Source organism: Microbacterium sp. NPDC006705 (genome assembly GCF_044903545.1).
In the GTDB taxonomy this organism is placed as follows: domain Bacteria; phylum Actinomycetota; class Actinomycetes; order Actinomycetales; family Microbacteriaceae; genus Microbacterium; species Microbacterium plantarum.
Map to the genome: position 1 here is coordinate 278815 of NZ_JBJDQQ010000001.1, position 18846 is coordinate 297660.

General features: G+C 69.0%; 18 protein-coding genes and 1 tRNA gene. 5 read left to right on the forward strand and 14 right to left on the reverse strand.

Going from position 1 to position 18846, the window contains the following annotated elements:
• Window positions 1–12: 12 nt before the first annotated feature.
• Together ACI2K6_RS01230 and ACI2K6_RS01235 are read right to left on the reverse strand one after the other, a co-directional pair.
• Window positions 13–1995 carry a S9 family peptidase gene (locus tag ACI2K6_RS01230; protein ID WP_274177898.1) on the reverse strand — a complete coding sequence of 661 codons (1983 nt, stop codon included), beginning with the start codon at window positions 1993–1995 and terminating at the stop codon, window positions 13–15.
• A 2-nt stretch (window positions 1996–1997) separates the two neighbouring features.
• Window positions 1998–2762 carry an SDR family oxidoreductase gene (locus ACI2K6_RS01235; protein WP_274177897.1) on the reverse strand — a complete coding sequence of 255 codons (765 nt, stop codon included), beginning with the start codon at window positions 2760–2762 and terminating at the stop codon, window positions 1998–2000.
• A 123-nt stretch (window positions 2763–2885) separates the two neighbouring features.
• On the opposite strand from ACI2K6_RS01235, the gene ACI2K6_RS01240 reads away from it, so the two are divergent.
• The 4 genes from ACI2K6_RS01240 to ACI2K6_RS01255 all read left to right on the forward strand — a co-directional run bounded on the left by ACI2K6_RS01240 (window position 2886) and on the right by ACI2K6_RS01255 (window position 5557).
• Window positions 2886–3377 carry an NfeD family protein gene (locus ACI2K6_RS01240; protein WP_269266204.1) on the forward strand — a complete coding sequence of 164 codons (492 nt, stop codon included), beginning with the start codon at window positions 2886–2888 and terminating at the stop codon, window positions 3375–3377.
• Window positions 3370–4317, forward strand: coding sequence for an SPFH domain-containing protein (locus tag ACI2K6_RS01245; RefSeq protein ID WP_114589502.1), 948 nt, complete (start codon window positions 3370–3372; stop codon window positions 4315–4317). Before ACI2K6_RS01240 ends, ACI2K6_RS01245 begins: the two co-directional genes overlap by 8 nt.
• Window positions 4314–5084 carry a glycerophosphodiester phosphodiesterase family protein gene (locus ACI2K6_RS01250; RefSeq protein WP_404567805.1) on the forward strand — a complete coding sequence of 257 codons (771 nt, stop codon included), beginning with the start codon at window positions 4314–4316 and terminating at the stop codon, window positions 5082–5084. Before ACI2K6_RS01245 ends, ACI2K6_RS01250 begins: the two co-directional genes overlap by 4 nt.
• A gap of 110 nt (window positions 5085–5194) precedes the next feature.
• Complete coding sequence (locus tag ACI2K6_RS01255) at window positions 5195–5557, forward strand: RNA polymerase-binding protein RbpA (protein WP_112614794.1); 363 nt, start codon at window positions 5195–5197, stop codon at window positions 5555–5557.
• Between the two features lie 50 nt (window positions 5558–5607).
• Here ACI2K6_RS01255 and lnt read toward each other — a convergent pair whose 3' ends face one another.
• The 9 genes from lnt to ACI2K6_RS01300 form a co-directional block, all read right to left on the reverse strand.
• Window positions 5608–7218, reverse strand: coding sequence for an apolipoprotein N-acyltransferase (gene lnt, locus ACI2K6_RS01260; protein ID WP_404568562.1), 1611 nt, complete (start codon window positions 7216–7218; stop codon window positions 5608–5610).
• Entirely contained in the window at window positions 7178–9652 is a 2475-nt protein-coding gene (locus tag ACI2K6_RS01265) for a DEAD/DEAH box helicase (protein WP_404567806.1), read from the reverse strand. Before ACI2K6_RS01265 ends, lnt begins: the two co-directional genes overlap by 41 nt.
• On the reverse strand, window positions 9649–10428 hold the full coding sequence (gene tatC, locus ACI2K6_RS01270; RefSeq protein ID WP_112615165.1) for a twin-arginine translocase subunit TatC: 780 nt from the start codon (window positions 10426–10428) through the stop codon (window positions 9649–9651). Before tatC ends, ACI2K6_RS01265 begins: the two co-directional genes overlap by 4 nt.
• A gap of 66 nt (window positions 10429–10494) precedes the next feature.
• Window positions 10495–10743 (reverse strand): twin-arginine translocase TatA/TatE family subunit, encoded by a 249-nt coding sequence (locus ACI2K6_RS01275; RefSeq protein ID WP_181574133.1) that lies wholly within the window; start codon window positions 10741–10743, stop codon window positions 10495–10497.
• Window positions 10744–10803: 60 nt separating this feature from the next.
• Window positions 10804–11763, reverse strand: coding sequence for a YafY family protein (locus ACI2K6_RS01280; RefSeq protein ID WP_112614792.1), 960 nt, complete (start codon window positions 11761–11763; stop codon window positions 10804–10806).
• On the reverse strand, window positions 11760–12698 hold the full coding sequence (locus ACI2K6_RS01285; RefSeq protein WP_404568563.1) for a helix-turn-helix transcriptional regulator: 939 nt from the start codon (window positions 12696–12698) through the stop codon (window positions 11760–11762). Before ACI2K6_RS01285 ends, ACI2K6_RS01280 begins: the two co-directional genes overlap by 4 nt.
• Window positions 12699–12796: 98 nt before the next feature.
• Window positions 12797–13759 carry an FKBP-type peptidyl-prolyl cis-trans isomerase gene (locus ACI2K6_RS01290; RefSeq protein WP_112614790.1) on the reverse strand — a complete coding sequence of 321 codons (963 nt, stop codon included), beginning with the start codon at window positions 13757–13759 and terminating at the stop codon, window positions 12797–12799.
• Between the two features lie 9 nt (window positions 13760–13768).
• The gene (locus ACI2K6_RS01295) at window positions 13769–14779 is read right to left on the reverse strand and encodes a tRNA (adenine-N1)-methyltransferase (protein WP_112614788.1); all 1011 of its coding nucleotides are present in this window, start codon (window positions 14777–14779) and stop codon (window positions 13769–13771) included.
• Complete coding sequence (locus ACI2K6_RS01300; RefSeq protein ID WP_274177894.1) at window positions 14776–15456, reverse strand: HAD family phosphatase; 681 nt, start codon at window positions 15454–15456, stop codon at window positions 14776–14778. The genes ACI2K6_RS01295 and ACI2K6_RS01300 overlap by 4 nt, the downstream gene beginning before the upstream one ends.
• A 122-nt stretch (window positions 15457–15578) precedes the next feature.
• Between ACI2K6_RS01300 and ACI2K6_RS01305 the strand changes: the two genes are divergently transcribed.
• Window positions 15579–16445 carry a PAC2 family protein gene (locus tag ACI2K6_RS01305; RefSeq protein ID WP_274177893.1) on the forward strand — a complete coding sequence of 289 codons (867 nt, stop codon included), beginning with the start codon at window positions 15579–15581 and terminating at the stop codon, window positions 16443–16445.
• A 27-nt stretch (window positions 16446–16472) separates the two neighbouring features.
• Here the strand turns inward: ACI2K6_RS01305 and ACI2K6_RS01310 are convergent, their stop codons facing one another.
• The 3 genes from ACI2K6_RS01310 to ACI2K6_RS01320 all read right to left on the reverse strand — a co-directional run bounded on the left by ACI2K6_RS01310 (window position 16473) and on the right by ACI2K6_RS01320 (window position 18772).
• Complete coding sequence (locus ACI2K6_RS01310) at window positions 16473–17306, reverse strand: undecaprenyl-diphosphate phosphatase (protein ID WP_112614784.1); 834 nt, start codon at window positions 17304–17306, stop codon at window positions 16473–16475.
• 10 nt (window positions 17307–17316) lie between these two features.
• The gene (locus ACI2K6_RS01315; RefSeq protein WP_282500974.1) at window positions 17317–18615 is read right to left on the reverse strand and encodes a M20/M25/M40 family metallo-hydrolase; all 1299 of its coding nucleotides are present in this window, start codon (window positions 18613–18615) and stop codon (window positions 17317–17319) included.
• Window positions 18616–18687: 72 nt separating this feature from the next.
• A tRNA-Leu gene (locus ACI2K6_RS01320) sits at window positions 18688–18772 on the reverse strand.
• Between the last annotated feature and the right edge of the window lie 74 nt (window positions 18773–18846).

The following is an 18846-nucleotide window of genomic DNA, read 5'->3' on the forward strand; positions in this document are numbered from 1 at the left end:
CCGGGACGGTCGTCACGCCGGGAGGTGGCGTCCCCACCACTCGAGGAGGGCCTCAAACCGTTCCACGCGGTGACGGGGCCGCCCCGAACGGGTGAGCTCGTGGTCCTCGCCGGGGAACACGAGGAGCTCCGCCTCCGTGCCCTGGCGGCGCAATGCCGTGTAGTAGCGGGTGGCCTGTTCCAGGGGGCACCGGAAATCGAGCTCCGAATGGATCACCAGGGTCGGCGTGGTGACGTCCTTCACGACGGCCATCGGGCTCTGCGCTCGGATCGCGGCCGCCTCGGTGCCGACGTACTCGTCACCGAAGAACGAGCCGATGTCACTCGTTCCCTGGAACGTCTCGGGATCGAGGAAGCCGCGCTCGACGACAGCGGCCGCGAACCGGTGGTCGTGCGCGATCGTCCACGCCGTCAGGTAGCCGCCGTACGACCCGCCCAGGATGCCGACGCGGCCGCCGTCGAGTCGCGCATCCGACGCCACGGCTCCGTCGAGGAAGGCGAGGACGTCACTCAGATCGTCGGTTCCCATACGGCCCCGGATGCTGCGGCCGTGGGCGCGCCCGTATCCAGCGCTGCCCCGGGGATTGCAATAGACGACGGCGTAGCCCGCCCCGACCAGGACCTGCGTCTCGTCGAAGAGGTGCACGCCGTAGGACGCGTACGGACCGCCATGAATCTGCAGCAGGACGGGGAAGGGTCCCTCGCCCTGGGGCGTCGCGACCCAACCGTGTACCGGGTAGCCGTCGGGTGCGTTCACCTCGAGCTCGCGCGGGAGGACGAATCCGGCGCGGCTGGCGGCATCTCCGAATGACGTCAGCAACCGCGCCTCGATGCCTTCGCCGTCGAGGAGGAGAAGCTCGCCGGCCGACCGATTGGTGGCTACGGCGCAGACGATGCGCTCGCCTGCGGCATCGGCGGCGTGGCCGACGACCTCCATGCCGCGACGGAGGCGCGTGGCCGCGCCGTCGCGCGAGACCCGCAGCAGGTGCACTTCGCCGCGCGTACGGTTCTGCACCAGGAAGTCATCGCCGATCGGCGTGATGTGCGAGCCCACTTCGCCGAGGTCGATCGTCTCGGGGTCGGTGAGCCGACGGGGCTCGTCACCCTCGAGCACCCAGAGCGCGACGCCGGGCGCGACGAAGTCGGTGCCGTCCGGGCCCGGGTCGGAGGCCAGGAACGCGATGGTGCCGTCGGAGGCGACGGTGACGTCGACGATCGACAGGGTCGCGGGAACGACGACCCGCTCCCCCGTTCCGTCGATATCGATCGCGATCAGCGGCGAGCGAAGGTCCCGACGCTCGTGCTCGATCCCGTCCGTCGTCGTGAGGATCTCCGAGCCGTCGGCGGTGAACACGACCCCGTCGTGCGAGAGCGCACCGGAGGTGAGCTGACGTGCGTGCTCCGGAACCTTCCGCGGGGCGTCCGAGGAGCCGGAATCCGGTGCCGGGGCGGGAGTGTACGTCGGCTCGGAATGGAGGTCTGGTGCGGCGACGACGAAGACCTGAGCGGGGCGGTCCGCGATGTACCCGAGACCGTTCGCATGCCAGCGGATGCCGGTGATCCGCCGGGCGGATTCCGCGTCGGGAGACAGCCCGTCGACGGTGCCGTAACGCCCGCGTTCAGGTATGCGTGCGGTGAAGGCGAGGAGCTCGCCCGTGGGTGACCAGGCGAAGGACCCGACACCGAGGGGTGCGTCCGTCACCTGAATCGCTTCCGAGCCGGATGCCGCGATCACGTGGATCTGCGGCTTGCCGTCGGCGTCTCCGCGGAGGAAGGCGACGTGTCGGCTGTCGGGCGAGAGCCTCGGAGAGGCGTCCGCGACACCGCGCGTGAGTCGGTGCGGCTGGCCCGACGGCAGGTCGACGCGCCAGAGCTGCCCCACGTTCCGATCGGCGGCGATGTCGGGGCGAGATGTCGCGAACACGGCGAAGGAACCGTCGGCAGCGACCGTCGGACGCCCGACAGCGATCAGCGCCTCGATGTCGGTGGGGCGCATGGTCACTCGCCGCCGAAGGACGAGATGTCTCCGACGACGCGCGTGTTGTCAGCGGGAATCGGTTCGACGGCGGCGAGGGCGATCTCGGCGGCGAACTCCGAGACGTTGTAGAGCTTTCCGGCCGACTCGCGGCGCGTCTCGATGGCGCCCGGGTTCGCCCGCTCCAGCAGCGTCGCGGTGATGGTGCCCTCGATCATGTCTCCCGACACGACGACGAATCCGATGCCCCGTTCGGTCAGCTCGCCCACGCGCTCGCGGAGAGCGTCCTCGCCCGCCCGCTTCGACAGGGCGACCGCCTCGTACTCGGGCATCGTCGGCGTCGTGCGGATGAAGTGCGCCTGGTGGCTGGTCACGAACACGACACGCGACCCGTCTTCGAGCAGCGGCAGCGCCGCATCGAGGGTGCCGAGCTGCGCGTCACGGTTCAAGGTGAGGGCGTAGTCCTCGGCCATGCCGCCCTCCATGCCGCCTGATGCATTGAGCACGAGGAGGTCGAGGCGGCCGAAGGTCTCGCGGACGGCGGCGAACATCTCGTCGACGGAGGCGCGGTCGGTCAGATCAGCGCCGACCACGAGGACCTCGACGCCGAGCTCTCGCAGCTCCGCGGCCAGCTTCTCGGCGCGGGGAGCCTTGTTGCGGAAGTTGATGACGACGTTCGCGCCCGCCTGTGCCAGGTAGCGCGCGGTGTCCGCGCCGATTCCGCGCGACGATCCGGTCACCAGTGCCGTGCGACCCGTGAGGGTTCCGGCGGGAAGGGGCTGAGTCATGTGGCGCTCCTGCGGGGAAGAAAGGCTCTCGGCACGGCGGACCGCCGGCACCGCACGAGCCTATCAACCGGCCCGGATCGAACCCCCGACTGATAGGTTCGGATGAGGGACGAAGGAGCGCCGATGTTGCCCGATCTCACGCAATACCTGTGGATAGCGTGGCTCGTGCTGGCCCTGATCTTCGTGATCGTCGAACTGCTCACCCTCGAGTTCACCTTCCTCATGCTCGCGGGCGGTACGCTCGTCGGCGGACTGGGAACGAATCTTCTCGGCGCCCCGTGGTGGCTGCAGGTCGCGGCGGCCGCTGCCGTCTCGGCCCTGCTCCTTTTCACGATCCGACCGCTCCTCCTGCGCGCTCTCCACCGCAGCAGTCAGCACATCCCGACCAATGTCGACGCTCTCGCAGGCCTCGGCGCGCGCGTCCTCGTCCCGTTCGTCGACGGCGCCGGTTCGGTCAAGCTCGACAACGGTGAGACGTGGACCGCTCGTCTCGTGGGCGAGCCGGGCGAGGCCCCCGTCGGTTCCCGTCTCGTCGTCCGCGCCGTGCGGGGCGCCACCGTGGAGGTCGGTTCCCCCTCGCAATCCCCCGACCCGAAGGAGAACACCCATGGTTGATGTCGGCGCTTTCGTCGGTCAGATCTTCGTGATCGTGCTTCTCGTGGTTCTGGCGATCTTCGTGATCGTCGTGCTCTTCCGAGCCATCCGCATCATCCCGCAGGCCTATGCGGGAGTCGTGGAACGGCTGGGCCGATACCAGCGCACCCTCTCCCCCGGGCTCAACCTGCTCGTGCCGTTCATCGACCGGGTGCTGCCGCTCGTCGACATGCGCGAGCAGGTGGTGTCGTTTCCGCCGCAACCCGTGATCACCGAAGACAACCTCGTCGTCTCGATCGACACCGTCGTCTACTTCCAGGTGACCGACGCGCGGGCCGCCACCTACGAGATCAACAACTATCTGGGTGCCGTGGAGCAGCTCACGACCACGACGCTTCGAAACGTCGTCGGCGGTCTCAATCTGGAAGAAGCGCTGACGAGCCGCGACAACATCAACGGTCAGCTGCGCATCGTGCTCGACGAGGCGACCGGCAAGTGGGGCATCCGCGTCTCGCGCGTCGAGCTCAAGGCGATCGACCCGCCCACCTCGATCCAGGACTCGATGGAGAAGCAGATGCGCGCCGAGCGCGATCGTCGTGCCGCCATCCTCACCGCCGAAGGGTCGAAGCAATCGCAGATCCTGGAGGCGGAGGGCCGCCGTCAAGCGGAGATCCTGAAGGCCGAGGGAGACAAGCAGGCACAGATTCTGCGGGCCGAGGGCGAGTCGGCTGCGATCCAGTCGGTGTTCCAGGCTATCCACGACGGCAACCCCGACGACAAGCTGCTGGCCTATCAGTACCTGCAGACCCTTCCGAAGATCAGCGACAGCGCGTCGAGCAAGCTCTGGATCATCCCGAGCGAGTTCACGGAGGCTCTCAAGAGCATGAGCGCCGGATTCGCGGGTCGTCGGGACGACCGCCCGGCGGCACCGGCGGACCGTCCTGCTCCTCCCGCGCCGTGACGCACCCGTACTTCGGCTCGGAGCGTCCTCGGGTTCTCGCGCACCGCGGTTTCGTGCCGGCGGATTCTGAGGGCATCGTCGAGAACACCTTCGCGGCCTTCGCTGCGGCACACGCGCTCGGCGTGCGGTACGTCGAGTCGGACTGCCATCTGAGCGCGGACGGGACGGTGATCCTGTTCCACGACTCCGATCTCTCGCGGGTCGCCGGAGATCCGCGCCCGATCGCGGATGTCGGAGACCGCGAGCTCGAAGATCTCATGGCCGACCGCGGCGGGCTGGTGACGCTCGCACAAGCCCTCGACGCGTTTCCCACGCTGTTCTTCAACCTCGACGTCAAAGCCGAATCGGCTGCAGAGACGGTCGGGCGCCTGGTGGCGCCGCATGCGGATCGGGTGCTGCTCACCAGCTTCTCCGACCGCACACGCGAACGCGCACTCCGCGCCGCCCACGATGCCGGGGGACGCCCCGCGACGTCGGCAGGCACGATCCGGATCGCGGCTCTCGTCGCAGCCGTCGCGTCAGGTGTGCCATGGTTGATAGGTCGTGCGTTGCGCGGCATCGACGCGGTGCAGGTTCCCGAGCGTCGGGGGCCCATCCGCATCGTCTCCCCCCGAATGATCCGCGCGGTCCACCGTGCGGGTGTCGAGATGCACGTCTGGACGGTCAACGACGCGGACGGCATGAGACGCCTGCTCGCGGCCGGCGTCGACGGTATCGTCACGGACCGAGCCGACCGCGCGATGACCATCGTGGCGGAAGAGCGCTGAATACCCCGACACGCTGAACATCGGCTGTGAAACCCCGAAGACCATCCCTTCTTCGGATGATGCACACAGCCGCGCACGTTACAACTGATAGCCGACGAGAGGACCACACAATGGCAGACCGCAGCTTGCGCGGCATCCGACTCGGCGCCTCGAGCCTACAGAGCGAAGAGGGCGTCGTCTTCCACGACCGGGTCAACCACACGTACGTGTGTTCGCGCTGTGCGCACGAGACCGTCATGACGTTCGCCGCCGACGCGGAGGCGCCCGAGACCTGGGAGTGCCGCGCGTGCGGCGCCGAGGCTCTCCTGCGCGTAGGCGAGGGCGTCGTCGAGGTCGATCACTCGGGCGACAAGGCCGCCCGAACCCACTGGGACATGCTGCTCGAACGCCGCACGATCCCCGAGCTCGAGGAACTGCTCGAGGAGCGTCTGGCCATGCTCCGCGAGCGCCGCGGCTCCCGCTTGAGCGCCTGAGCCTCCAGCTCCGCGCGAATGCCGTCGGTCCTTCGGGACCGACGGCATTCTCATGTCGCGGACGTGCTGCGTGAGCGTCGTCGCGCGACCGCGACGGCGACGCCGCAAGCGAGGAGAGCCAGGAGGCTTCCCCAGCCGAGGATGACCTGCACAGCGCCGCCGACGATGACGGCGGGCGTGAGTCCGGTGCGCAGCGGCACCTCGGTGATCATCGCACCGGCCTCCGCCGCCGGCAGGCCGTCGATCTCCGTGCCGTCGGGCGCGATGACCTGGCTCGTGCCGACCGTCGAGATGTTCACGACCGCTCGGCCGGTCTCGATGGCGCGCATGCGCGCGAACGCGAGCTGCTGGAGATTCTCGTCCGTGTCGCGGAAATCGGCGTTGTTGGTCTGGAAGACATAGAGCTGCGCACCGTCACGTGCACCCGTCCAGATCACGTCGTCGTAGAGCACGTCGAAGCAGATCGCGAGCCCGACGCCGATGCCGGAGACGTCCATGAAGGGCGGGTTCGTTCCCGGTGTGTACTCGCGCTGGATGAGACCGATGAGGTCTGGGACGATCAGCTCGAAGAACCACCGGTCGGGGACGTACTCGCCCATGGGAACCGGGCGTGACTTGTCGTGGATCGCGACGGGATTGTCGGCGCCAGCCCGCCAGAGCATCGACGTGTTGTAGATGTCGTCACCGCGCTGCGTGGCTGCGTTGACCAGCAACGGCGCCTCGATGCGCGCCGACAGCCGATCGAGCGTGTCGACGACGGACGCATTCGACAGCGGGTCCGCATCGATGCCGCCCTCCGGCCAGACGAGAAGGTCCATGGGCTCGTCGATGATCGGCTGTGTGGCCGCGAGCTGCGAGCGCAGGACGTCGTAGGGCTCGCGAGAATCGAAGTATCCCGTGGGGCCGTCGCCCTGGACGGAACCGACGCGGTACGTCCCGGCATCCGTCGTCGGGAAAGCGGGCAGCGCCACGAGCGCGACGGCGACGACGGCCGCCGGGAGCGCCGTGCGGAGGTCGCGCAGCCTGCCCAGGCGCAGCCACTCGATGACCGCCGCTGGGACGAACACCATGAGGAATGTCAGGCCCGCCACCCCGGTCCAGGACGCGACGTGCGCGAGCGGGCTCTCGGACTGACTCATGCCGACGCGGCCCCAGGGGAAGCCGGTGTAGGGCCATGACCCCATGAAGAGCTCGCGCGCAGTCCACAGTCCCGCGACCAGGGCGGGGAGGGCGATCAGTCGTGCTCCCTGGCTTGGCAGCAGACGCGGGACCCAGCGGTACGCAAGAGCGATGGGGATCGAGCCGACCGCGAAGAAGAGCGTCTCGATGCCGGCGAGTCCGAACCACGGGATGGGCCCGAGATAACGGGTGATCCACGAGATGTGGATGAAGTAGAAGGACGCTCCGAAGACGGCCCCGACCGCGAGCGCACCCCACGCCGAGCGCCCGATCAGACCGGCGAGAGCGAACGCGACACCGGCGAACGCCAGCGGCCACCACCCGATGTCGGGGAATGCGGCGTCCAGAACCGCACCGCCGACGACGGCGCCGACCAGTGCCAGCCACAGCGGTATCAGAGGCCGCACCGCGGCCGGAGACGAGTCGGGCACGTGTTCGAGCCTAGACGCCGGAGTATGCGACGATGCCGCGCCGGACGGCATCCAGCGCGGCACGCGCTGTCCGCGCCAGATCGGCGTCGGCGACGAGCGAGAGCTGATCGAGGAGATCGATCGTCTGCTTCGCCCAGCGCACGAAGTCGCCGGCGGCCATGTCGGCCTCGAGCAGGACGCGATCGAGCATCATGCCGCGTGCCCACGAATGCATGGCCTTCGCGAGGCCCGTGGCCACCGGCTCGGTGCCGGGCAGGCGGTGGTCCTGTTCGAGGTCGTCGAGGACCGCCCACAGCTCTTGCGTCTCGGCCAGTGCCGTTCGGAAGACGCCTCGCGGAAGCCCGTACTCGCCCGGACCGTCGCTCTCGCGGCGCGGCTCGTAGACAAGACTGCACGCGAGGGCCGCCAGACCGGCGGGATCGAGCTCGCGCCACAGGCCCCGGCGGAGCGCCTCGGCCACGAGGAGGTCGCGTTCACCGTAGATCCGACGCATCGTGGCGCCCGCCTCGGTCAGCGCGGTGGTGCCGTCGCTGTCGACCGAGACGTAGTCGAGGGCGGTCAGGACGTCGACGACTCGATCGAACACCCGCGCCACGGTGCCGGTGCGCGTGTCGATCTGCTGCCGCAGCTTCTGCACGTCGCGGCGCAGCCGCCAGTAGCGCTCGGCCCACCGGGCATGGTGCTCCCGGTCCGGGCAGTCGTGGCAGGGGTGCCGCTGCATCCGCTTGCGAAGGCCGGCCAGCTCGTCCTGACGGCGCTGACGGATGCGTGCCGGTGCGGTGCGGTCGTTGCGATTGAGTTTCTCGAGGTCGCTCAGCTCGCGACGGATGCCGGAGTACTCCGCGAAATCCCCCCGCTCGCACGTCATGGAGCGGGCGTAGCCGTCGAGCGTCTGCTCCTTCTCCTTGACCTGGCGCGCGAGGCCGACGACGGACCGGTCGGCCTGGAACTGGGCGAACGACGACTCGAGGATCTCACGTGCGCGGTCGCGACCGAAGCGGTCGATGAGGTTCACGGCCATGTTGTACGTGGGGCGGAAGCTGGAGTTCAGCGGGTACGTGCGCCGCGACGCCAGCGCGGCGACCGACTGCGGGTCGAGACCGTCGCTCCATTGGATGACCGCGTGCCCTTCGACATCGATGCCCCGGCGACCGGCGCGCCCGGTCAGCTGGGTGTACTCCCCCGAAGTGATCGCCACGCGTGCTTCGCCGTTGAACTTCTCGAGCTTCTCGAGGACGACGGTGCGTGCGGGCATGTTGATGCCCAGCGCCAGCGTCTCCGTCGCGAAGACCGCCTTGACGAGCTTGCGCTGGAAGAGCTCCTCGACGACCTCCTTGAACGCCGGCAGCAGTCCGGCGTGGTGGGCCGCGACGCCGCGCTCGAGGTTGTCGCGCCACTCCCAGAACCCCAGCACTGCCAGGTCTTCCTGCGCGAGCGCGCGGGTGCGGCGATCCACGATGGCGCGGATCTCATCCCGTTCCTCGGGTGTCGTGAGCCGGATACCCGACCTGCGCACCTGTTGGACCGCTCCGTCGCACCCTGCGCGGCTGAAGATGAAGAAGATCGCGGGCAGCAGATTGGCCCGGCCCAGGAGTTCGACGACAGCCGGTCGGTCGAGGCGTTCGAGGCGCTGCGCGGCCGCGGGGCGTCCCGACCCCTGTCCGCCACGGTGCTTGCGATGAGCCTCGCGGCCCCCCGCACCCCGGTAGCCGTGCGACCGCCGGTTGCTGTCGTATCGCTGGCCCTGGGGCGAGCGCAGGCGGGTCAGCTCCTGGTTGACCTGCGCAGTCGCCACACCCGCCCGGTCGTCGAACAGCGGCAGCAGATCGCCGCGGACCAGAACGTGCTGTTCGAGAGGAACGGGACGGATCTCGGAGACCACGACGGCGGTATCGCCTCGCACGGTGTCGAGCCAGTCGCCGAACTCCTCCGCGTTCGAGACCGTCGCCGAGAGCGCCACCATCCGCACCGAGCGGTGGAGATGGATGATGACCTCCTCCCACACGGCGCCTCGGAACCGATCGGCCAGGTAGTGGACCTCGTCCATCACGACGTAGCGGAGGCCACGCAAGGCCGGCGAGTCGGCGTAGAGCATGTTCCGCAGCACCTCGGTGGTCATGACCACGATGCGTGCGTTGCCGTTGATGTTCGTGTCGCCGGTGAGCAGGCCGACCTCATCCTCGCCGTACACGTCGACCAGCTCGCGGAACTTCTGGTTCGACAGGGCCTTCATGGGCGTCGTGTAGAACGCCTTCGTGTCGGGCTCGAGCATGGCCAGGTGCATCGCGAACTCGCCCACGATCGTCTTGCCGGCTCCCGTGGGCGCGGCGACGAGGACGCTCCGCCCGTCCTCGAGGGCGTGACATCCGGCGATTTGGAACGGGTCGAGATCGAATCGCTGCATGTCGGCGAACGCCGCGGTCAGCGGGTGGGCCCGGGCCGACTGCGCGGCGAGGAACCGCTCCGCGGGGCTGGACGCGCTCACGGGAGCGGATCAGTCATCGGGGGCGGGCCGGGGACAGTGAGCTCGGGCGCGCGACGCGACCGGCGCAGGTCGAGGAGGAGTGAGAGCGCCGCGGCCGCGAAATAGAGCACCGTCAGGATCGCCGCCAGCATCAGCATGCTCACGATGTCGGCGGCGGGGGTTGCCAGGCCCGAGAAGACGACGGCGATGAGGATGGCGACGCGCCATCCCTTGAGGATCGCCTTCCCGCTCATGATGCCGGCGAAGTTCAGCGCGACGAGGAACACGGGAATGATGAACGCGACCCCGACGACGAGCAGGAGCTTGAAGACGAAGTCGTAGTAGTACTTGCCCTCGTAGAAGTTCGCCGACGCCTCCGGCGAGAACGTCGCCATGATCTCGACGATGTGCGGCATGACGAGCCAGCCGGTGTAGACACCGGCGAAGAAGAGGGGAACCGCGGCCGAGACGAATCCGACCGTGTACCGGATCTCTTTCCGGGTCAGTCCGGGCATGAGGAATGCCCAGATCTGCCAGAGCCAGATGGGAGCAGAGAGGATGATGCCGACCGAGAACGAGATGCGCAGGCGCATGTCGAACGGTCCGGTGATCGTCGAGTACATGAGCTTCACCGCTTCGGTGTCGCCTCGCTGCTCCGCGACGACGCGGATCGGCTCGGTCATCGCCCAGATGATCCAGTCGGTGAGGAAGAACGACACCACCATCGAGACCACCAGGGCGAGCGCCGAGATGATGAGGCGTCGCCGCAGCTCGACGAGGTGCTGCCCGAGGGACATGCGCTTGTCGCGCCGGGGCGCACCGTCCGCCCCTGAGCGCGTGCGCTCAGCCGTCACCACGCGGCGCTACGGTGTGGGAGCTGCGGGACCGCTCTTCGGGTCCGCAGGCTTCTCGACGGGCGCGACGTCAGCGGTCGTCGAGGCGGCGGTGCCGGCCGTGGCATCGTCTTCCTTCATGGCCTTCATCTCGCCCTTGAAGATGCGGGCGGACTGTCCCATGCTCTTCGCCAGCGCCGGCAGCTTCGCAGCGCCGAAAAGCAGCAGAATGACGATGAGTAGGATCCACAGGTGCGGGCCTGCGAACAGATTGCTCATTGAGTCTCCCCATCGATCGTTTCGCACAGTCTAACCCGCGCACCCGGCGGGAAGCCCGTCTCAGGCGTACTGATCGAGACCGGCTCGGGCCCAATCGCGGGCGGCACGCCGGGCCTCGGCCGGTGCGAGGACCTCGATGCTCCCCCCGCTGCGGGCGACCAGTCGTTTGAGCGAACGGGGGTCGGCGACGCGGATCATCGCCGTCTGCGATCCGCCCTCGTCGCGCACCTCTGCGTTCGTCAGGAATTCGCCCACGATCGTCGCCGCATGATGCGGGTAGCGGATCTCGGCGAGGATCTCGTCGTCGCCCGGCTCGAACAGCTCGGGCACCGGCTCCGTCGAGTGAAGGGCCGGGATCTCGGTGAGCGCCGGGTCGGTCACGCGATCGAGGTGGAAAGTGCGCATCGCGCGACGTGTGTGGCACCATCCCTGCAGGTACCAGCGGCCGGCGGAGATCGTCACCTTCACCGGGTCGACGGTGCGCGTCGTCGGCGCGCCGTCCGGTGCTGTGTAGGTGAACGCCAGGGCGACGCGCTCGCGCAGCGCTCGCGCCACCGTCTCGCGAACGTCATCGACCGGCGCCGGGGCGACGATGACGTCGGCGGGAGTCTGGCCCGCCCCGCGCGCGAGCTTGGCGAGGAGCCCCTGGACGATACCGCTGTCGCCGACACCCGGGACGGATGCCGCCAGCTGCAGACCGGCGAGCAGCGCTGCGGCCTCGCGCGCGGTGAGCCGCGGCGATCGCTGCAACCCCACGGTGTTGGTGATGACGATGCGGTCCTCGCGGTCGAGGAGGTCCCAGTCGATGTCGAAGAGGTCGTTGGCCATCTGCCAGAAGCCGCCCTCGCCGGGAAGCCCGATCACGGTGAGCTTCTCGACCATCGAGCGCATCTGCTGCGGCTCGACGTCGAAATCGCGCGCTGCGTCGGCCACCGTCACCTCTCCTTGGGCGATGAGGTACGGAACGAGCTGCATGATCAGGGCCGCGCGGTCGGTTGCGACGATGGGCTGGGCACTCACGACGTCACCGCCGATCGGTCAAGGGCACCGCGGAGGCGCTGCACGACCGCGTCGCGCAGATCGGCCGGCGCGTGCACCATCGCCTCCGGTCCGTAGGAGGCGAGCTCGTCGGCGAACACCTCGAGATCCACAAAGGGGATGCGCAGCCGTCGTCCGCTCGAGGCCTCGGCGAGAGAGCGTCGGCGCAGCCGCAGCTCAGCCTCCGTGCCGGGGACGACGGTGACGTCGGCGCTCTGACGGTGGGCGACGTCGCGCAGTCCCGACAAGGCGCGTTCTCCGGCGCCGGCACGAAGCGCGGCGTCGAAATTCTGCCGAGTCACGACGACGTCCGCGACGATGCGCGACAGCAGGAACGTCCGCTCGGCATCGACACCGGCATCCCACCCGAACAGGTGCCAGCGTGCCTCGAACTCGACGAGCGCGAGAGGCCGCACACGTCGTCGTCGCGGCCGATCGGACCCCGGGCGCAGATAGTCGAACTCCACCTCGCGAGCCTGCTCGATGGCGCGCTGCAACGGCAGGAAAGACGAGTCGTGAAGATCGAGTCGCGGGGCGAAGCCGATGATCGGCTCATCGACCTCGATCCCGAGGGAGCGGATCTTCCGCAGTCCCGACCGAGCGCCCGCCGAGAGCGTCTGCTCGCCCCACACTCCCCCGGCCAGCGTCAGCACAGCGAGCTCGGCTGGGGTGAAGCCGATGTCTGCGGGCAGCTCGTACTCCGTCGGCGGGATCCGGTAGCGCGCTTCGCGTAGGTCGTCGGGGTCGGCATAGTCGCCGATCGTCTCGATCGGGACGCCCAAACCGCGCAGGTTCTCCTTGTCGCGTTCGAACATCTTCTCGAGCGCTTCGCGTCGGGCGCCCGCTTCTGCCTGCTCTCGATAACCGGAGACCGAACCCAGGATGGTGTCTTTCGTCACGCCCTGCTCGGTCGCCATGAGGGCGACGACGAGATTGACCAGGCGTTCCTCGGGCGGAACGCGAGTGGGCGAGACGGACACGCCTTCGATTCTAGGCGTGGCCGTCGTCCCCCGACTCAGGACGCGGCGTCGAGGCCGAGGATGTCGACGACGAACACGAGCGTCGAATCGGCGGGGATGCCGCCCTGGGCCGTGTCGCCGTAACCCTGGTCGGGCGGGATCACCACGAGGATCTGCGAGCCGACGGTCTGGCCTCGGAGCGCTTCGGCGAACCCGGGGATCGTCTTGTCGAGCTCCATCGGCTGCGCGCCCTGACCCCACGTGCTGTCGAAGACCTTCTTGTCGGCCCACGTCACGCCGGTGTAGTGCACGCGCACCGGCACATCGCCGGTGACCTCTTCACCGTCGCCCTTCTTCAGCACCTCGATCGCGAGGTCGCTGGGCGGGTCGTTGTCGGGGATGACGATGCCGGGGCGTCCGTCAGGAGCGACCACGACCGAGGGCATGCCGGCCCGATCGTTGAACTGCTCGGCACCGTCAGCGGCGGCGAGATACACCTTCTGCAGATCGAGGACGACGACCGTCGTGGCGTCTTCCGCCATGCCGAACCGTGCACGAGTGTCGGCCGTCACCTCGTCCGGGCCGAGCGCCATCACGACGCGCGAGCCTTCGGTCGCGCAGTGCAGGGCGTCGACGAGGCCCGGGAATGTGGCATCCCAGCTGTCGAGCGGGTAAACCTCCGACAGCTCGCCGGTGTATCCCGATGCCGCGATCGGCGCACCCGATGACCCGTCGAGGACCGTGAGGTCGAAGACGACGTCTTGTGCGTCGCTCGTCACCGCACGACCGTCTCCCGTCACGGTGTCGCGTGCTGCGAGACCGTCGACGTGGACCGGCGCCGAGAGGGCGACGGTGGGCTTCGTGCCGACGGGGCTGTCGCTGACGTCGACGAGATCGAGGGCCGAGGACTCGGACACGTCCCGCGTGCACGACGCTGAGCCCGAGGACGGCGTGGCACAGGCCGTCAGGGCGAGCACGGTCAGAGAGAGAGCGCCGGCGGCGGCGATGATCCTACGCACCGCAGCAGTCTACGCGGAGTCGTCGTCGTGCCCGTCCGGAACGGAGAGCGAGCTCCGCGCGGCCCGCTGCGCTTCGCGGACGCGCTTGCGGAGGTTCTTGTCCGTGATCTCGCGGTCGCCGACGGCTCCCGGCGTCCAGATCTCGACGTCCGCATCGTCGTACGACGGCTTCTTCAGCGCGCGCTTCCGGACATCGGGCGGGATGGCCCCCGGAGCGAGGCGGCGGGCGGTGATGAGGAATCCGGTGTGAGCCACCATCCGGTGGTCCGGGCGCACGGCCAGACCCTCGACGTGCCAGCCGCGGATCATCGTCTCGGACGCGTCGGGATCGGTGAACAGGCCCGTGCCGCGGAGATACTCGGCGACACGGCTGAGCTGGGTAGCAGTGGCGACGTAGCAGAGCACGACGCCCCCGGGGGCGAGCGCGTCGGCGACGGCGTCGATGCACTCCCACGGCGCGAGCATGTCGAGGACCACCCGGTCGACCGTCCCCGGCTCGACGGCGTCGGGCAGGCTCTCGACGAGATCGCCGACGATGACCGACCAGTTCGCGGGGGTACCGCCTGTGAACGTGGCGACGTTCGCCTCGGCGACCTCTGCGAACTCGGCGCGTCGCTCGAATGACACGAGCCGTCCGTGGTCGCCGATCGCCCGAAGCAGCCAGAGCGACAGCGCGCCCGAGCCGACACCGGCCTCGACGACGGTGGCGCCGGGAAAGATGTCGGCCGCGGCCAGAATCTGAGCCGCATCCTTCGGGTACACGATCGCGGCACCACGGGGCATCGACATCACGAAGTCGCGCAGCAGGGGGCGGAGTGCCAGGTACTCGTGCCCACCGCTGTTGGTCGCCACCGACCCGTCGGGCTGGCCGACGAGGACCTCGTGGCGCAGCACGCCGTGGTGGGTGTGCAACTCGCCGCCCTCTCGGAGGGTGATCGTGTGCATCCGTCCCTTGGGGCCGGTCAGCTGGACGCGGTCGCCGTAACGGAAGGGGCCGCGGGGCTGGAGGTCGTCGGTCATGCGGAAGCTCCGAGTCGGTGGCGGGTGAAGAGATCGGCCAGGTCTGCCACCGAGCGCCCCGCGAGGGAGTCCCAGAGAGCGTGAGCACCGAGGCCGTGCAGTGGGACCATCAGCGGTACTCCGAGTGCGACGGCGCCGGAGGCGACCGCCGAACGCAGGCCGTTGGGTGAGTCCTCGATGGCGACGGTGTCGGCGACATCGACCCCGAGCGCTGCGCACGCCTGGAGGTAGGGGTCGGGGAACGGCTTGGGGCGTGCCGCCTCGTCGCCGGCGATGACGACGTCGAACGCCTCGAACGGGATAGACGACACGACTGTGTCGGCCATGCTGCGCATCGACATGGTCACGAGCGCCGTCTTGATCCCGGCTTCGCGGAGCCCGGAGAGCATCTCGCGCGCACCCGGGCGGAACGGAGTGCCGCCGCGGCGCAACTGACCCGAGACCGTCTCGGTGAGGTGGTCGATGATCTCGCGCGTCTGCATCCGGACACCGGCATTCTGCAGGATGCGCGCGGAGTCCTCGAGCCCGAGTCCGACGAGGCTGAGCGCCTGCTCGGGCGTCCACACTCCCCCGAAGCTCTCGACGAGCGGACCCTCGGCCGCCATCCAGTACGGTTCGGTGTCGACGAGCGTGCCGTCCATGTCCCAGAGGACCGCGGCAGGGGAACGAGAAGTCATCCGCACCATGTTACCGATGCAGGGGTGAGACGCCGCGTGGCCCGACCCGCATGCGCTGGCCTCGGCGTATCGTGGAGCAGACCCGCTCGCGCAGAGCGAGCCGGCTCGGAACGGAGGACGGGTTGAACAGTCTGGGACGCCGCGTCCTCGTGGTCGCGTTCGACGGGTGGAACGATGCCGGCGAAGCCGCGACCGCCGCCGCGACACAGCTTCGCGAATCCCGTCCCTATGACGCCGTCTACTCGGTCGATCCCGAACTGTACTTCGACTACATGTACACGCGGCCGCACGTCCAGGCCGACGCTGACGGCCGCCGCTCGCTGAAATGGCCGGATGCGACGATCTGGCGACCGCGCGCGACGGCACGCGGCACGCGTCTATGGGTCCTCAGCGGCGCCGAACCAGCGCGTGCCTGGAAGTCGTTCGCGGCCGAGCTGGTGGATGCGGCGCTGAGCGAGGACATCACCGGTGTGGTCGCGCTCGGCTCGATGATGAGCGACGTTCCCCACACTCGTCCCATCACCGTCTTCAGCGGAAGCGACAACGAAGAGCTGCGCACGGCGCTCGGTCTCGAGCGCTCGACCTACGAAGGCCCCGTCGGCATCCTGTCGGTCATCGCCGCTGCGGCGGAGGAGGCCGGGATCCCTACGGCGGCACTGTGGGCGAGCGTGCCGCACTACGTCGCGGGCCACTCGCCGTCGCCGAAAGCGACCCTGGCGCTTCTCGACAAGCTCGAGGGCATCACGGGCGCCAAGGTCGCCCGCGGCTCGCTGCCGGGTGATGCGCTCGCCTGGGAGGCGACCATCGACGCCGCGGCGGCTGACGACGAGGAGATGACGGAGTACATCCGTCAGCTGGAGCAGACCCGCGACACGTGGGACTCCCCCGAAGCTTCGGGGGACGCCATCGCGCAGGAGTTCGAGAGGTACCTCCGGCACCGGGGCGACGGCGGCGACGGCCGTGGCCTCGGTCGCGGCCCGCATCGCTGAGACGCGCGCCGCGACCGTCCGGCCGGCTCAGTACGCCTGCAGGACTCCGAGCGAGAGCAGAACGATCAGCACCGCTCCGAGCCCGACACGATAGAGCACGAACGGCAGGAAGCTGCCGCGCTTGAGGTACTGCATCAGGAAGGCGATCACGGCGAGTCCCACGCCGAAGGCGACGACGGTGGCCACGGCGGTGTCGACGAGCGAGAACACCGACGCTCCCGGCTCACGGATCGCCTGCAGCAGCTCGTAGAGACCGCTGCCGAACACGGCCGGCACGGCGAGGAGGAACGCGACCTCTGCGGCCGCGGGCCGGGTGTACCCCAGCGCGAGCCCCATCGTCGTGGTGGCGCCCGAGCGCGATACGCCCGGGATGAGCGCGAGCGCCTGCGCGAACCCGAGGGCCAGACCGTGACCGTACGTCAGGTCCTTCTCGGTCCGGACGCGTCGCCCGAGCGCGTCGGCCGCCCCGAGGATGAGGCCGAAGACGATGAGCACGATCGCGACGAGCCAGAGATTGCGGAAGGTGTCGCGGATGACGTCCTGGAACAGGAACCCGAGAACGCCGATCGGCAGGGTACCGATGATGACGATCCAGCCGAGACGAACGTCGGCATCGTCACGCGGGACCGAACCGTTGAACGAGCGGAACCAGCGACCGATGATGCGGGTGATCTTCTTCCAGAAGTACACCAGCACGGCCAGTTCGGTCCCGATCTGAGTGATCGCGGTGAAGGTGGCGCCGGGGTCCTGCGCGGACGGCAGGAACTCCCCCACGATGCGCAGGTGGGCGCTCGAGGAGATCGGCAGGAACTCGGTCAGACCCTGGACGATGCCCAGGATGATGGCCTCGAGGAGCTGCATGGGCGGCCTTTCAGTACGTGCGGATGAGATCGATGAGCACGCGCTGCCCGAAGACGAGCGCGTCGATCGGGACGCGTTCGTCGACACCGTGGAACATACCCGTGAAGTCCATGTCGGCCGGGAGGCGCAACGGCGCGAAGCCGAATCCTGCGATGCCGAGCTCGGACAGCGCCTTGTTGTCGGTGCCGCCGCCCATGAGGTACGGCAGCACGGGCACGCCGGGATCGTGTCGGCCGAGCGCGCCGACCATGGTGTCGACGAGCGACCCCGCGAAGGGGACCTCGAGGCCGATGTCGCGATGCACGATCTCGATACGGATGTCGTCGCCGACGATTCGCTGGATCTCCGCCAGCACCGCATCCTCCTGTCCCGGGAGCGTGCGCACGTCGATCGCAGCGGACGCGGCATCGGGGATGACGTTGTGCTTGTACCCCGCGGTCAGACCCGTCGGATTCGTCGTGGTCCGGAAGGTCGACGCGAGGAACGCGGACGTCGGCCCGGTCGCGTCGGCGACGGCATCCGGATCCGACGCGTCCCGGCCACTGAGCGCCGCGAGGTCGTCGACGAGTCGTCGGGTCGTGCGCGTGAGCTCGATCGGCCAGTGCGCGCGACCGAGCTTCGCGACGGCCTCGGACAGACGCGTGATGGCGTTCTCCGGATGCAGCCGGCTGCCGTGGCCCGCTCGTCCGGTGGCGTGGAGCCGCAGCCAGACGAGGGCCTTCTCGCCGACCTGCAGCAGGTATGCCCGGTGCCCGTCGACGCCGATCGAGTATCCGCCGACCTCGCTGATGGCCTCGGTCGCACCGGCGAACCACTCGGGCCGATCGCGCACGACGAGCTGCGATCCCTCGACCCCGCCGTTCTCCTCGTCGGCGAAGAACGTGACGACGAGATCGCGCTCGGGCTGCTCCCCCGCGCGCAGGAGCTCGGCCACGGACGTGAGGATCATCGCGTCCATGTCCTTCATGTCCACGGCGCCGCGACCCCACAGCATCCCGTCGCGGACGACGCCCGCGAACGGGTCGACGCTCCAGTCTTCCGCCACGGCCGGCACGACGTCGAGGTGGCCGTGCAGGACGAGAGCCGGCTTCGCGCTGTCGCGACCCGGTATGCGCACAGAGACGTTCGTGCGCCGCGGGATCGGCTCGTAGTACTCGGGTCGAAGTCCGAGCGCCTCGAGATAGGCCCCCACGTACTCGGCCGCTTCGCGTTCGCCGCGCGAGCGCCCCTCGCCGAAGTTGGTCGTGTCGAAGCGGATCAGATCCCGCGCGACGCGGGCGACCTCGGGCAGATCGTCGTACTCGGACATGCTCTCCACGGTAGTCGTGAACCGTTCCGGGAAATGACGAAGGGCTCCGTTTCCGGAGCCCTTCTCTCACTGTGCGCGAGGGGGGACTTGAACCCCCACGCCCTATACGGGCACTAGCACCTCAAGCTAGCGCGTCTACCTATTCCGCCACCCGCGCAGTGTTTTTCAGTTGTTCCCAACCGAGGAACAACACTAACACGTCACCGGCGGGGCGGAGAATCGTCGGCACGC